The 14,012-nt window shown below is 44.0% G+C and carries 13 protein-coding genes; 9 read left to right on the plus strand and 4 right to left on the minus strand.

All coding sequences use genetic code 11. From position 1 onward, the window contains the following. Nucleotides 1-133 precede the first annotated feature (133 nt). Nucleotides 134-2,497, minus strand: a complete 2,364-nt coding sequence (locus GVO62_RS10895; RefSeq protein WP_159119271.1) for a TonB-dependent receptor — start codon at nucleotides 2,495-2,497, stop codon at nucleotides 134-136. Between the two features lie 290 nt (nucleotides 2,498-2,787). Here GVO62_RS10895 and GVO62_RS10900 point away from each other — a divergent pair, with 290 nt between their 5' ends. The 5 genes from GVO62_RS10900 (at nucleotide 2,788) to GVO62_RS19460 (ending at nucleotide 4,661) form a co-directional block, all read left to right on the plus strand. Next, nucleotides 2,788-3,111 (plus strand): type II toxin-antitoxin system RelE/ParE family toxin, encoded by a 324-nt coding sequence (locus tag GVO62_RS10900; RefSeq protein ID WP_159119272.1) that lies wholly within the window; start codon nucleotides 2,788-2,790, stop codon nucleotides 3,109-3,111. Next, nucleotides 3,108-3,401 carry a helix-turn-helix domain-containing protein gene (locus GVO62_RS10905; protein WP_105932230.1) on the plus strand — a complete coding sequence of 98 codons (294 nt, stop codon included), beginning with the start codon at nucleotides 3,108-3,110 and terminating at the stop codon, nucleotides 3,399-3,401. Before GVO62_RS10900 ends, GVO62_RS10905 begins: the two co-directional genes overlap by 4 nt. A gap of 176 nt (nucleotides 3,402-3,577) precedes the next feature. Then, nucleotides 3,578-3,859 (plus strand): PepSY domain-containing protein, encoded by a 282-nt coding sequence (locus GVO62_RS10910; RefSeq protein WP_120963344.1) that lies wholly within the window; start codon nucleotides 3,578-3,580, stop codon nucleotides 3,857-3,859. Nucleotides 3,860-3,960: 101 nt separating this feature from the next. Then, nucleotides 3,961-4,530: a cytochrome b/b6 domain-containing protein gene (locus GVO62_RS10915; protein WP_159119273.1), complete on the plus strand. Its 570-nt coding sequence runs from the start codon at nucleotides 3,961-3,963 to the stop codon at nucleotides 4,528-4,530. Further along, a complete protein-coding gene (locus GVO62_RS19460) occupies nucleotides 4,515-4,661 on the plus strand; it encodes a hypothetical protein (protein WP_236547128.1) in 147 nt (48 codons plus the stop codon). Before GVO62_RS10915 ends, GVO62_RS19460 begins: the two co-directional genes overlap by 16 nt. Here the strand turns inward: GVO62_RS19460 and GVO62_RS10920 are convergent. Further along, nucleotides 4,658-5,302 (minus strand): tetratricopeptide repeat protein, encoded by a 645-nt coding sequence (locus GVO62_RS10920; RefSeq protein WP_159119274.1) that lies wholly within the window; start codon nucleotides 5,300-5,302, stop codon nucleotides 4,658-4,660. The two genes, GVO62_RS19460 and GVO62_RS10920, sit on opposite strands and share 4 nt — an antisense overlap. Before the next feature lie 172 nt (nucleotides 5,303-5,474). Continuing rightward, nucleotides 5,475-5,726: a TIGR02647 family protein gene (locus GVO62_RS10925; RefSeq protein WP_120963341.1), complete on the minus strand. Its 252-nt coding sequence runs from the start codon at nucleotides 5,724-5,726 to the stop codon at nucleotides 5,475-5,477. Between the two features lie 248 nt (nucleotides 5,727-5,974). Here GVO62_RS10925 and ubiD point away from each other — a divergent pair, with 248 nt between their 5' ends. The 4 genes from ubiD to GVO62_RS10945 all read left to right on the plus strand — a co-directional run bounded on the left by ubiD (nucleotide 5,975) and on the right by GVO62_RS10945 (nucleotide 11,093). Beyond that, entirely contained in the window at nucleotides 5,975-7,441 is a 1,467-nt protein-coding gene (ubiD, locus tag GVO62_RS10930) for a 4-hydroxy-3-polyprenylbenzoate decarboxylase (protein WP_159119275.1), read from the plus strand. 98 nt (nucleotides 7,442-7,539) lie between these two features. Continuing rightward, nucleotides 7,540-8,235: an NAD(P)H-flavin reductase gene (gene fre / locus GVO62_RS10935; protein ID WP_159119276.1), complete on the plus strand. Its 696-nt coding sequence runs from the start codon at nucleotides 7,540-7,542 to the stop codon at nucleotides 8,233-8,235. A 263-nt stretch (nucleotides 8,236-8,498) separates the two neighbouring features. After that, nucleotides 8,499-9,839, plus strand: coding sequence for a M28 family metallopeptidase (locus tag GVO62_RS10940; protein WP_236547134.1), 1,341 nt, complete (start codon nucleotides 8,499-8,501; stop codon nucleotides 9,837-9,839). Between the two features lie 228 nt (nucleotides 9,840-10,067). Beyond that, nucleotides 10,068-11,093, plus strand: coding sequence for a substrate-binding periplasmic protein (locus tag GVO62_RS10945; protein WP_159119278.1), 1,026 nt, complete (start codon nucleotides 10,068-10,070; stop codon nucleotides 11,091-11,093). 168 nt (nucleotides 11,094-11,261) lie between these two features. On the opposite strand, the gene GVO62_RS10950 is transcribed toward GVO62_RS10945, so the two are convergent. Beyond that, nucleotides 11,262-13,988, minus strand: a complete 2,727-nt coding sequence (locus GVO62_RS10950) for an ATP-binding protein (RefSeq protein ID WP_159119279.1) — start codon at nucleotides 13,986-13,988, stop codon at nucleotides 11,262-11,264. Nucleotides 13,989-14,012: the final 24 nt, after the last annotated feature.

Here is a 14,012-nt window from a genome sequence, read left to right on the forward strand (position 1 = left end):
TGAATGGGAGGATCACCTAAATGACAATTAAAACTTTAGGTACGACTTTTTAAACATTCATTAAAAGCTAAGTTCTATTCCCGTCAAAATGAACGGCGTTTTGACGGGAATGGTCTTTTCTGACTATCGGCTTTTAAAACTCATAGTAAAGACGCACACCTGCAATGCGCGGCATGCCGCGAACAAAAGTAGGAATACCTAAACCACCACCTGTGTTGCCCGCATCAATCAAGAACTCTTTATCAAACAGATTATTTACGTAGAACTCGTAAGCGAACTTGCTGTTGTCTTGAAGCAGTTTCACCGACACATCAGTGAGTGAGTAGGTATCTTGAGAAAGACCCGGGTAATTACTGCTTTCAAAAAATACTTCAGACTGGAAGCTGGTTAGCCAGTTAACATCAATATCAAAATTGTTCATGTTGAACACTTTATTGATATTTATCGCGCCGCTAACTTCTGGTGCTAAGCGGAACTTGTTGCCGCCGTACTGAAATGGCGAGCCATCGGCAGTGTCATTGGCAAACTCTGCATCTAGAAAACCAAGGCTTGCTGTTAATGTCAGCGTTTCGCTGTAATTGTAAGTAGCCATACCTTCGATACCCGACATGGTAGAGTCACCAACCGTCACGGTGATAGATTGAAGAGTTTCTGCATCGGTGAAGCTTTGCTGATAGTCGCTATATTCGTAGGTGAAAATGGCGCCAGAGAACATGAAGTTGGCGCTTTGATATTTAACACCTACGTCGTAGCTATCAACTATTTCTGCTTTGGTAACGTTAACACCACCTGCGTTAGTATCGACAACCGGTGAACGACGACCTTTGGCGTAGTTCGCATATACGTTCCAGTTGTTATTAACGTCATAGCTTACGGCAAAGCGCGGTAGGGTATCGTCGAAGTCACGCTCCGCGTCAAAAGTAAAAGCACCATCTGCGGTAGTAAAGGTATTGCGTGTATAGCGGGTTTCATCGATATAGCGCACGCCCGCTGTCACATTAATGCTATCTGTAACAAAGTACGACACTTCAGCAACGTAAGACGCAATATCTAACTCGGCTTCAAATATGAAGGGCCCTTGAATGAAAATAGGCGGCAGCGCAGGGTTGGAAATAGGAGAACCGTCGGCATTAAATAGCTGTGACACTAACATAGCGCGCAGTGCTTCAATGTCTCCTAGCGACGCGTCGGTGGCAATATTTTGATTAAGTGGAATGTTTGAACTGGCCTCAAGCTGTGCTTTTACGGCATCAAACGTACCACGAACAAACGGGTCTACCATTACATAGAATGGCAAAATCGAATCGTCTTGGGTGATAGACGCGCCAACGAATGCTGCAAGTTTATCACCAGAATCATACACTAAGCGCATTGACGCACCTTGAAGCGTAGCGTCGTTATCAAAGTAGGCGTCTTGAATACGCAAAGCTGAACCATCAGCGTCGAAACCTTCGCTTACTTCTACATCTTTATAGTAGGCGTCGGCATGCAAGCTAAGCATTTGGTTAAAGTCGTAGTTTAAAGTCAGATCGTAAGCTTGAAGCGTGCGTTCAATTCCCAATTCACCACCCAAACTAAATTCTGCCGAACTAAACGGACTTGTGTCACCGCCATTCGGAGCAATAGACCCGGATTTAAATGCAATACCCGGCTGGTCGTTATATTCCATTGCAGCACGAGCGATAATTTCTAGCTGATCATAGTTCGCACGCCACGTTGCGCGCAACGCCTGGACTGATACACCCTGTAAATCTTCGCTATTGCACGGCACTTCTTCGCCAAGATGATTGTACATATTGGCGTTACCGTAATAAGAGTCGGCGCTACATGCATTGTTTTCTACAATGCCGTCCATCTCACGATAAAGACCCGCTATACGAAAACTGTGGTTGTCGTTAATCGGCTGGTTATACATAAACTCGAGTTCTTGGCCTTGCTCAGAGTTGTAGCCAACCTGTACTTTACCTTCTTGCTCAAAGGTAGGAAGATTAGAGTGGATGCTTACCGCACCGTTTGCTGCTGCCACACCAAAAAGTGTTGGCTGAGGGCCTTTGAGTACTTCAACGCGAGCAATATCGTAAAGTGCAACACTCGCTACCGTTTTCTTACTGATATCAAAGCCGTCTTGATATACGGAAATACGAGGGGTTGCCGATACTGAAGATACATCGTCGGTCACTCCGCGAATGTTGAACGACGGTAGACTTACTGCTTGCTCTTGAATTTGGACATTCGGCAAAATACGAGAAAGCTCATCAAGCTCCATAATATTGGTACGCTCTAAGAACTCGCTACCAATGACATCCATAGTTACTGGCACATCCATAACAGACTGCTCACGCATTTGCGCAGTAACGGTAATTTCTTCTATGTAGTCTTTTTCGTTGGCGCTATTTGGCGTATTTTCCTGAGCAGTTGCAGCTGTAGATAGCGCAAAAGCAATTGTTGTGGCTAGCAGAGAGCGAGAATAAACCGTTCGTAGGTACAGGGGGTGCATCAAATGATTCCTTTAGTGTGCTTATTAAGTGTTTTGTATGTTTATAAGAATTTCGCCAACAAATTGACGACACTACTTATTATTTGTGAATACAGAAGCACAAGAATCTAGAGCTCGTTTGAGACGGTTCGATGAACCATACATGACAAGTTGGAGGCAATTTTATGACAGCTACCGCTTGTCTCGTCCTATACCAAAATTCAGTTGTTACACGGTAGCGGGTTATATAACTTTTGTTGAATTAATGCGCAACAAAAGTTATCATTTATGACAACTCAATTGGAATTATAATGGATTGGAAAGTCGAGTTTTATAAGGACGTAAATAAGCAAATATTGACTATGCCACCAGGAATACTGGCGCGCTTCATAAGATTACTCGAACTTATGGAAAAACATGGCCCGAATTTAGGTGCTCCGCATACTCAGTCTTTAAGTCACGGATTATTCGAATTGAGAGCGAAAGCAAAAGAAGGGATTGGCAGGGGAATATTTTGTTATGACAACGGGCGAAAAGTACACATTTTATATGCTTTCGTAAAAAAGTCTCAAAAAACACCAAAAGAAATACTGCGAATAGCTAAACTGAGGATGAAAGAGGTGACCTCGCTATGACTTTACAAAATCTAAAACAAGAAGCATTTAAAAATCCAGAAGTAAAAAAAGAGTACGAGCGCTTAGAAAGTGAGTTCTCGCTTATCGAGCACTTGTTAACCATGAGAAAAGAAGCGGGGCTCACTCAAGAAGAGCTTGCAGAAAAATTGCGAACGCACAAGAGTAATATTAGCCGCTTAGAAAAAGGAAATAGTAACCCTAGTTGGACAACCTTACGTAAATATGCAGATGCCTGTGGCTTTGAGCTTTCACTTATTCACTATAAAAAAGAGCAACACACTATTCGCTAATTTTTATTTGCTGATGCTCTTTATTTGCATACATTAATAACCTGAACCAAAAAATAGACAAGAATAAGCACTTACAGTGAACAACAAAAGCCCTATTCATAAAAGAACAAAATAAGTACACTCTTCCCCTGTAGGACAGAAATAACTTTTAACTAAAAAGCGAAATGGAGACTGCGATGAAAAAACTAATGATGGCTACTGCTATTGGCGCTGCAACCTTATTAAGCGCATGTAGTGCTGAGCACGGCACTACGCAATGTACTACTGCACCAGAATCTGAATGGCAAAATCAAGATGCATTTCAGGCTCAGTTGCTAGCACAAGGCTATAAAATTAATGAGTTCAAAGTGACAGACGGCAGCTGCTACGAAATCTATGGCTTCGATAAAGAAGAAAATAAAGTTGAAATTTACTTCAACCCTGTTGATGGCAGCATTGTTAAAAAAGAAATGCACTAAGTTCGTGTTAGCAAACGGCATATGGGTCGCTTGCTTTATAACTTGATAAAAGCGCTGCAAACTATTGCAGCGTTTTTGTTTTAACTTAAGAAGAGCTCGTGATGAGTAAAGCTAAAGACACGCCTTCAGATATTTATGTTTGGGATAGGATTGTGCGCGTATGCCACTGGGGTATTGTCGCAGCCTTTCTCACCAATTACTTTATTGTAGAGCCCGGCCGGCTTTATCATGAAATAGCGGGTTATGTTGCCTTAGCACTTATATTGTCGCGTGTTGCGTGGGGGTTTTACTCGAGCAAATCTAATTCTTATAAAAATGAAAGTGCATCATACGCTAGTTTTTCGAATATATCGCTAGATAAGCAAACCTTCTTAGACCATGTCGGTCACTTAAGACATAGGCAAATTCCGACTAGCCATGGTCACAACCCTTTCGGCTGGCTTATGGTATTTGCTGTCATAGCTCTTATGCTTGGATTGAGTATTACCGGGTTTATGATGGAAGAGATTGATGCCATGTTCGGCAACAGTACGCTGGAATGGGTACACAGTATTATGGCCGATGTACTTTACTTCTGTGTACTAGTGCACATTCCGGCAGTATTTTTAGTGCAATACATAGGCAAAGTTCAGCTCATACGCCCTATGCTTACCGGGTGGCGAAAGCGTTAGGTTATTGGCTTACCCAAATTCTGTTGAACTTGCTATCCACACCCACGCAACAGGATGAACAACGCAAGGCGTTAAAAGAAAGAGCAACCGTTCAAGCCACTGGGAATGAAGCCTCTACAGATGTTGTTTAACTGTCCATCGGACGCTTAGCTTGGCGCACAGCTTTAGGGTGCATTAGCTTTTCCAGTCGAGCTAAGTAAGACGCGATTTGTTGATGCTGTTTTTTATCGCTCGTCACCGAGTTATAAAGCCAGTGGTAGGCATCTTCATAGTCGTAAGGGCTACCGAAGCCTTCCAAGAATAATTCAACTAACCTAATCTGCGCTTTTAAGTTTTTGAGCGCAGCGGCTTCACGTAAATACACGACGGCGCGGGACTTATCTTGCTGAACCAACGTGCCATTTGCGTAATAACGTCCAAGCTGCTCGAGCGCGGCAGGCAAACCTTGGTTAGCAGCGTCTTCCATGTAACCAATGCCTCGCGACGGCGCTGCATCAATGCACACGCCCCACGCTAACATATCACCCCATAAAAACTGGTAGGCGGGGATTTTAAGTACGTCGGCGCGCGCTTCAATGTCTTGTACTAACTGGCACCTATCTTCTACTACTTTATCTAAATGCGTATTGGCATTGATCATATCGATTAACGCGTCTTGGCTGTAGAGCTGAACAGCGCGCAGCTCTTCAATCGTTTCACCTTCTAGCGCACAAGCGGAAAAGCCTGTCGCTGAGGCGCAAATAAATAAAGCGGTCGATAAAAAACGTTTCATAGCAAAAGTGTATCTGATGATTGCAGTGTCTTAGTTAAGTTATCGACTTATTATAGATTATCTTAACTAAGACATGCCTTTCTTTACACAATCTCGTACAAATGACTAGATAATAAGGCTTACATTCCCGTGAAGGCTATTGTAAGGCAGGTTAATTGGCAGTCTAAAAAACCTAGTGACTACTTTTTCTCGGGCACAATGCTGATTGGATGTGACGGGCGTGATCGGCGAGATCGATACCTAAATCGGTGAGATAACCGCCGTCGGGCTGAGTAATCAACCCTTTTGAGTACAGTCTAGACGCTGCGTTTACCATTGTTTGACTAGCGTCGTGATGAATTTTAAGGCCTTGAAGTAAACTGTCTGCAGGGAACTTAAGCAATAAGTTTAATTCGTCTAGCATATCCTGATCGAATGAGCTCATGTAACCACCTTAGGCAAAAGATAGGCCTGCTTGTCTACAGTGTAGTCGTCTCATACACGTTGGATTGACAGAACCTAGATTTGTTAAAATTTTTAACGTTTTCTTATATCACACAGAAATATGGCCTCTGTAAAGGTTAATTTGTCTGTAAAAGGTTTAATCACAGATTAGCAGCGCTTACTGATCGGACTTTATCGCTAAATAGTATATTCTTGCCATAAATTACATTCGTGGATACACCTGCACTGATGAAATACAAAGATTTACGAGACTTTATTCGCCAATTAGAAGCCAAAGGCGAACTAGTACGCATTACCCAGCCCATAGACACCGACTTAGAAATGACGGAAATTGCAGACCGTACCTTGCGCGCTGGCGGCCCTGCTCTGTTATTTGAAAACCCCAAAAACCATGATATGCCGGTTCTTGCCAATCTTTTTGGTACACCAGAGCGCGTGGCGATGGGCATGGGGCAAGACTCTGTAGAAGCATTGCGCGAAGTAGGCAAATTACTCGCCTACTTGAAAGAGCCTGAGCCGCCAAAAGGGCTTAAGGACCTATGGGAAAAGCTTCCGGTATTTAAGCAGGTACTGAACATGCCTGCCAAGGTACTAAAAAAAGCACCTTGTCAGGAGGTGATATTAACGGGTGATGACGTAGATCTATCTAAAATTCCTGTACAGCGCTGTTGGCCAGGTGACGCAGCGCCTCTCGTTACTTGGGGTTTAAGTGTAACTAAAGGCCCCCATAAAAAGCGTCAGAACTTGGGTATTTATCGTCAGCAGGTTATCGGTAAAAACAAACTTATTATGCGCTGGTTGTCGCACCGTGGTGGCGCACTCGATTTTCGTGAATGGTGCCAAACACACCCCGGGGAGCCCTACCCTGTATCCGTAGCACTTGGCGCAGATCCAGCTACCATATTAGGGGCAGTTACCCCCGTTCCAGATACACTTTCTGAATACGCCTTTGCTGGCTTGCTTCGCGGAGATAAAACCGAAGTGGTTAAGTCTATCAGTAACGATTTGCAAGTACCTGCCAGCGCAGAAATTGTGCTTGAAGGCTATATAGCACAAGATGAGACTGCGCCTGAGGGCCCTTACGGCGACCACACCGGTTATTACAATGAAGTGGATGACTTCCCAGTGTTTACTGTTACCCACATTACGCACCGTAAAAATCCTATCTATCACTCAACCTATACTGGTCGTCCGCCCGATGAGCCCGCCATTTTAGGTGTCGCGTTAAATGAAGTATTCGTACCCATCTTACAAAAACAGTTCCCTGAGATAGTAGACTTCTACTTACCACCTGAAGGCTGCTCTTATCGCATGGCGGTGGTAACGATGAAGAAACAGTACCCTGGACATGCGAAACGAGTGATGATGGGCGTATGGTCGTTTTTAAGACAGTTTATGTACACTAAATTTGTGATAGTGTGCGATGACGACGTAAATGCGCGTGATTGGAACGACGTTATTTGGGCAATTACTACCCGCATGGACCCAGCCCGCGATACGGTCATGATAGAAAACACGCCCATAGATTATTTAGATTTTGCATCACCCGTTTCAGGCCTCGGCTCAAAAATGGGAATGGATGCTACCAATAAAATGCCTGGCGAAACTGACCGGGAATGGGGTGTCCCCATCGTGATGGATGAAGACGTTAAAAAACGCGTAGATGATATTTGGGATAGTCTTGGTATTATGTAGTCACTACGTTTAAGCCAATTCATTTAAATGCAAACGAGCGGTTTTTTAATATCCCATATTAAGGCGTTACGCTAAGCAAGAAGGTTAGAAGAGAATACATGTCAGAGATTAAATGCAAGGTTGCAAGCATCACGCCTTTAACAGAAGTGGTACAAAAAGTTGAGTTAACGCCTGAAAGTGCAGTTGAATTCAAAGCAGGCCAATACGCTATGGTAGTAATGGGCGAGAAAGATATGCGCCCTTTCTCTATTGCCAATGCCGCATTTGATAATAGCCGTATCGAGCTACACATTGGTGCCGAGCCGGGCAACAGCTATGCAGGTGAAGTGCTTGAACGCATGCGCGCAGAAGGTGAAATTGTTGTGAATGTGGGTAACGGTAACGCCTTTTTGCAAAGCAACGGCTTGCCAATAGTGTTAATTGCGGGTGGTACCGGTTTCTCGTATACCTACTCAATTTTACAAGAGCACCTGAAAAATGGCGACAAGACCCCGGTTACGCTTTACTGGGGCGGGAAGCATGCCGCAGATTTATATTTAGCTGAAGAGCTTAACGCATTAGCCGATGCGAACGACCACTTTACTTTTGTTCCCGTTGTTGAATTTGCTTGCGACGAGTGGAAAGGCAGAACGGGTTGGGTGCATCATGCAGTGATGGCTGACCACGCTGACTTCTCGAACGTTCAGGTATACGTTGCCGGTCGATTTGAAATGGCAAAAGTTGTACGCGATGATTTTACTCAGCGCGGTTTGAAAGTAGAGAATCTGTTTGGTGACGCGTTTGCGTTTATCTAAACACTAACGCAGTCTCATATCCTACAAGCCGGCAGACGCCGGCTTTTTATTGTCTATTTGAACCCGTTTTAATCACCGAATTATTCGAACTTAACGTTCATCTTTTATTACTTGCGATAACCAACCATTACACACGTTTACTCTAATTGTACGTTTCTACCGTATTCGTTATGGTGAAAAGATAAACACTGGAGAAAACAATGATAAAAAAACTGTCCGCACTAACTAAAATAAGACCAACAACCAGCCGAATAGTATCAGTTATGTTGTTGAGTACTGCCGCCTCTTTTGTCGCCAATGCAGAAACCGAACAGCAACAAGCGCTTTACGATATAGCCAAAAACGTTTCTGCCGAAAACATTGAGAAAGACATTACTACTCTGGTCAACTTTGGCACTCGTCACACTCTTTCTGAAACCGAGTCTGATACTCGTGGCATAGGCGCGGCACGGCGTTGGATAAAGTCTGAGTTTGACAAGATTTCGGCTGAATGTGGTGGCTGCTTAGAGGTGTACTATCAGTCTGAAGTGATTAGCGGAGAGAAGCGTATTCCCGACCCAGTAGAGGTTGTTAGCGTAATCGCCATTCAACGTGGCACCACAGATCCTAATCGGTACGTGATCATGTCTGGCGATATCGACTCACGGGTGTCAGATGTGATGGATTTCGCCTCGGACTCACCGGGCGCTAACGATAATGCTTCGGGTGTAGCTGGAACACTTGAAGCTGCACGGGTTTTATCAAAATATAAGTTCAACGGCAGCATTGTTTATGCAGCACTATCTGGCGAAGAGCAAGGGCTTTTCGGCGGGCGTATTATGGCAAACCAAGCCAAAAAAGACGGCTGGCGAATTAAAGCGGTCTTAAATAATGACATGATTGGCAACATTGAAGGGGTTAACGGTGTAATTAACAACACCACCGCGCGTTTGTTTGCTGAAGGGACGCGAGTAACTGAGACGGAAAAAGAAGCACGTATGCGTCGTTTCACAGGGGGTGAAGTTGACTCGCCAAGTCGCAACCTTGCCCGCTATATTGATAACATTGCTGACAAGTACATTGAGAATTTAGACACCATGGTGATTTATCGCTTAGACCGCTTTGGTCGTGGTGGTCATCACCGCCCATTTAATGACTTGGGGTATCCGGGCATTCGCATTATGGAAACCAACGAAAACTACACCCGCCAGCACCAAGACCTTCGCGTTGAAGATGGCATTGCCTATGGCGATACCTTAGATGGCGTTAATTTTGATTACGCAGCGAAGCTTACCGGATTAAATGCGGTTTCCCTTGCAGCAATGGCATGGGCCCCTAACCCACCAGCTAATGTAGAGATTGCGGGCGCTGTGCAGCCTTCAACTACGCTTAAGTGGGATGCTCTGGATGCGAAGCAAAACCCTCAGCTCAAAGGTTACAAGGTGTATTGGCGTCATACTGACGCTCCGCAATGGGAATTCAGTAAATACGTGGGTAACGTTACTGAAGCGGTACTTGAGAACGTGGTTATCGACAACTACTTCTTCGGAGTTGCCAGCGTTAATAAAGATGGCGTGGAAAGCGTAGTGGTCTACCCGGGTCCCGCAGGTAGCTTCGGCGAGTAAACCAATAGTATCAACCCCTTACTCATTACGTTAGGGGTTGGGCGACGTTTAAAACAGTAAACGCTCCTTATCAAATTAAAAATCACACTTATCAAGTTAGCGACACAATATGCAATATATTGATGTCGCTTACATTTTGTTAATTTTGCGAATGGTGAGTTTATTGGAATTAAACCGCTAACTGCATTAGAGTGTAGAAAATGCATGGTTGCAGTACGGAGTCCACTTTTGGCAAGATGTAACGCTTTCCCGCTTTCCTTTTTCACTCGTCGCGCTTTATTCTTGAGCGTAAGCCTTGTACTTTACTGCTGCAATATTTTGCAACTTCACGCTGCGCCCACAACTCTTGGCGCCTCATCCTTCGAGACTTACATCAGCGATGACGGCGAGCCCGCTCGTATTAATAACTTACTGAAAAAAGTGTTTGAAAAAGCTGAGTTAGACGTCGAGCTTCGCGTGATGCGCGATGCTTTTTTGGGAAGTTCTGTTTTAACGGGGAAATTAGATGGCGAATTTGCTTACGTTAACTTAGGGGAAGATAGTAGCCACTTACTTTTGTCTGATGTCTACCTGCCCGCCTACTTATATGCCGTAAGTAAAAACGCCGAGGTAGAGAACGTAAGGCTATTTCCCCACCTCAAAGATAATCGCGTTGCCATTGAAAATCGCTTTGCCAATACCCCCATGTTCAGAACACTCAAAGAGATAAAATGGTCGCGAAACCCTAGTACGTTTGATGCATTTCGTCAGCTTGCAGATGATCGAGCGCCATTCCTGCTAACCACAGAACTGCTCGCTCGAGAACTTAATATTCTGTTGGCAAATGATAACGAAGAAACATTGCATTATTCGGCAAAACCGCTGGCACAAACTGGTTTTCAGCTCGCAGTTAGGAAAGAGCTTGCTGACGCAAAAAGCATGATCGAACGATTTAATGAAACGGTGTCTTCCATGCAGAGTAATGGGGAGTTCAACGCTCCTCTCTCATTGCCTTGGTTAACGAAAGATGTTGACGGCGATGGTACTGCTGACTTTATCGGTCATACTGATATAACACGTTCATCTGATAGCCTGGCTACTTCATACTCCCTCGACGGGAAGCCTACATCGAAAAACAGTAAGTTCTTCATTGATGGCAAGGCTTACGAATCATTGGAACAAGCGCAGGCATCACTGGTACAAGACGAAACACCTTCGATCAGAGCGTCTTTGTTAGACAAGACGACTTATCAACGCCTGCTTCAACGCTGGTAGCGGTGTCTACTCGCGGTAACCATGAGCAATCTTTAAGACGCCCTGTTAGGCGCTAATCTTTGCGCGTCATTCTTACGCGCTTGCGTTAATGCGTTTATGCGTTAGTTACCGTACTCAATGTACTGCGCTAACAAGAACTCGTTAGCGCAGCGTTTACGCTTTAACTTGCTAATGAGCAGATTCTGGCAAATACATTTCCAAAATAGTCAGTAACTCTTCACCATCGACCGGTTTAGAAACATAGTTATTAAAGCCTGCTTTAAGGGCTTTCACCCTGTCTGATGTATAAGCGTAAGCCGTTAACGCAACTGCATTGAGCTTGGCAATTTCTGGAACTTCGCTGGCGCGAATTTTAGTAACTAAACCTAACCCATCCATCTCAGGCATGCCAATATCTGACAGCAACAGGTCGAATGCTTCTGGCATATCGTTTAACTCTTTCCATGCCAATAAACCATTTTTCGCCACGTTGACGCGAGCACCATTTGATTCCAAAAAGAGTTTAATGAAGTCTCTTGCGTCTTGTTCGTCTTCCGCTACTAATATGCGCAAGCCGTCGAGTCGCAGAGACTCGGTCAAATCACTAATTTCCGTGTTTTTGGTCTCGATAATATCATCGTGCAGGCTAAGCGGCGCAATGGGCATGGAAACAAAAAATGTGGTGCCTGAATTTAGCCCATCACTTTCAGCGTATATCTCGCCACCATGCATTTCCACAAGGCTTTTCACAATAGACAGCCCTAATCCAAGACCGTGTTTATTATGCTCGTTTTTACCTTGATAAAAGCGTTCAAATACTCTGGCTACTTGTTCTTGTGTCATTCCCTTTCCATTGTCTTTCACACGGAACAAATAGTTAGAATGTTCTCGTTTGCCGCGAACATGTACTGTGCCGCCTTTAGACGTGAACTTGAGGGCGTTGCTTAACAGGTTATTAATAACCTGCTTTATCCGTAAATTATCACCTAATATTTGGGTGTATTCGTCTTCGCAATTTATGGAGAGTTTAATATTCTTGCTTGCAAACCCAGCCTCAAAAGACTTTGCCACTTCTGAAATCGACGAGGCAATATTCAACGAATGGATACTGAGTTTCATAGTGCCTGAAATGATGCGTGATAGGTCTAGGATGTCATTTATCAATGCCGCCTGAGTTGACGCAGCACGTTTTATAACACCTAAAGCGTCAGTCATTCTTTCAACGTTTTTAACATCCATTAATGCCAAATCGGTCCAGCCAACGATAGAATTGAGCGGCGAACGAAGCTCATGGGATATACTTGCCAAGAATTGATCTTTGGCCTTATCTAGTTCTTCCAACTTACTAATTTGCTTATCTAAAGATGCCTTTAGGCTAAGTGCATAGGGAATAAATAAGTGGTCAAAGCCTTCGATAATTAGCTGGTCGTCTTCTGTCCACTCTACTGACTCGTCAGCAACGCTCTGTAAGTACATATCAAACGAGTTGCGAGGAGTGAGTGATTTGCCAATGTCTTTTTTGGCAGCTTCTTTACCTGCCCAGCGTATGGTTTTGTCTTTAGGCTCTCTGAACCATACGGTGTAATACCCCAACTTTGCCGACACACAAGATATGTACATACCCCGAATGCCGTTTAGGTCGCAGTCTTCAGTGACTTCATTTCCCAGCTTATTAATAGCTATCGACTCTTCCGAATTGGTAACAACCAGCTTGTTAAGTAGCCTGGTTAAGGTTTTTTCAGACGGTGTTCTGCCCACTAAGTATTTATCGATTGGCGTTATAACCGCCATTCCTGATGCATTGGCCACGTCCAAAAGGCCTGCTTCTTTTTGAGTAATGGCCTCTAATGGGTTTGGATAACTTGTTAGCTGATGAATAATATTATTTAGCTTACGCTGACGAGTTTGAAACTGCTCTTTCTTTTCGTGTAGAGCTTTTGTATGCAGTTGCCAGGCATACAAATGACCGAGTGATTCACATACTAATCGCTTTTTCTGATCAATATATTTAGGTTCATTATTGTGGCAAGCCAGCAGACCCCATAACCTACCTTCGAATACAAGGGAAACGGAAAACGAAGAGCGAACCCCCATATTTTTTAAATAGGCAATATGAACCGGAGAAACCGAGCGGACCATCGACATGGACAAATTGACGGGAGGACGGCCCGATTCTGCTATTGGTGGTTGTAAGCCAATTGGCGCCTCTTCTACATCAAATACACAGCGTACTCTATTTTTTAAATACAACTCACGTGCTTGGCTCGGTATATCAGATGCAGGGAACTTTAACCCTTTGAAAGAGCGCGAAGAAGCGGCTTTTGCTTCTCCTATAACTTCTCCGCAATAATCTTTATCAAATTGATAAACCATGACAGAGCTAAAACCAATGTATCTCTTGAACACTTGAGCGATAGCATCAGCAACATCGTTGATTGACTCACAGTCATCCACGTCAGGTAACAAGGTACGTATATCTACGTCCATTGGTACCCACTGTTGGGCGGCTTCGTAACTAAGCTGCGGTGTAGGTTCTAATTCGATGACAAGTAAGCCATTTGAGTCAAATGCTACCCCACTACCTTCTTTTTCCCAACTATCAAGCCAAAGCGCATTTTTGGCAAATTTCCACTGATATGCGCGGCGAGTGTTTCCGCCCTTTACCGTTTCATATATGGTTTGGAAAGTTGGTGCTTCAGCAGAAGGGACGTCTATGAGTTCGGTAATAAGGGTTTGGTTGGGTACAATATCAACCTTAAAAAGATCGTTGATATTTTCACTGACCACCTGAACTTTTTTTGACTCAGGGTCTATTGCCATGACATACCCAAAGCTCTGAACACTTTCGATTAAATGTATAGCCTCATCTTCACAGTTCTGAAGCTGTGTGTTTTTTCTATCTATATTGTGTTGCATTGCCTTGGCCGAGAAATTGGGGAA

Origin of the sequence: Alteromonas sp. KUL150 (assembly GCF_009811475.1) — a bacterium.
Taxonomy (GTDB): domain Bacteria; phylum Pseudomonadota; class Gammaproteobacteria; order Enterobacterales; family Alteromonadaceae; genus Alteromonas; species Alteromonas gracilis.

Excerpts from the sequence above, each read along its gene's own strand:
- GVO62_RS10895 (WP_159119271.1), bottom strand. The coding sequence starts at position 2,497 with ATGCACCCCCTGTACCTACGAACGGTTTATTCTCGCTCTCTGCTAGCC.
- GVO62_RS10900 (WP_159119272.1), top strand. The coding sequence starts at position 2,788 with ATGGATTGGAAAGTCGAGTTTTATAAGGACGTAAATAAGCAAATATTG.
- GVO62_RS10905 (WP_105932230.1), top strand. The coding sequence starts at position 3,108 with ATGACTTTACAAAATCTAAAACAAGAAGCATTTAAAAATCCAGAAGTA.
- GVO62_RS10910 (WP_120963344.1), top strand. The coding sequence starts at position 3,578 with ATGAAAAAACTAATGATGGCTACTGCTATTGGCGCTGCAACCTTATTA.
- GVO62_RS10915 (WP_159119273.1), top strand. The coding sequence starts at position 3,961 with ATGAGTAAAGCTAAAGACACGCCTTCAGATATTTATGTTTGGGATAGG.
- GVO62_RS10920 (WP_159119274.1), bottom strand. The coding sequence starts at position 5,302 with ATGAAACGTTTTTTATCGACCGCTTTATTTATTTGCGCCTCAGCGACA.
- GVO62_RS10925 (WP_120963341.1), bottom strand. The coding sequence starts at position 5,726 with ATGAGCTCATTCGATCAGGATATGCTAGACGAATTAAACTTATTGCTT.
- ubiD (WP_159119275.1), top strand. The coding sequence starts at position 5,975 with ATGAAATACAAAGATTTACGAGACTTTATTCGCCAATTAGAAGCCAAA.
- fre (WP_159119276.1), top strand. The coding sequence starts at position 7,540 with ATGTCAGAGATTAAATGCAAGGTTGCAAGCATCACGCCTTTAACAGAA.
- GVO62_RS10940 (WP_236547134.1), top strand. The coding sequence starts at position 8,499 with ATGTTGTTGAGTACTGCCGCCTCTTTTGTCGCCAATGCAGAAACCGAA.
- GVO62_RS10950 (WP_159119279.1), bottom strand. The coding sequence starts at position 13,988 with ATGCAACACAATATAGATAGAAAAAACACACAGCTTCAGAACTGTGAA.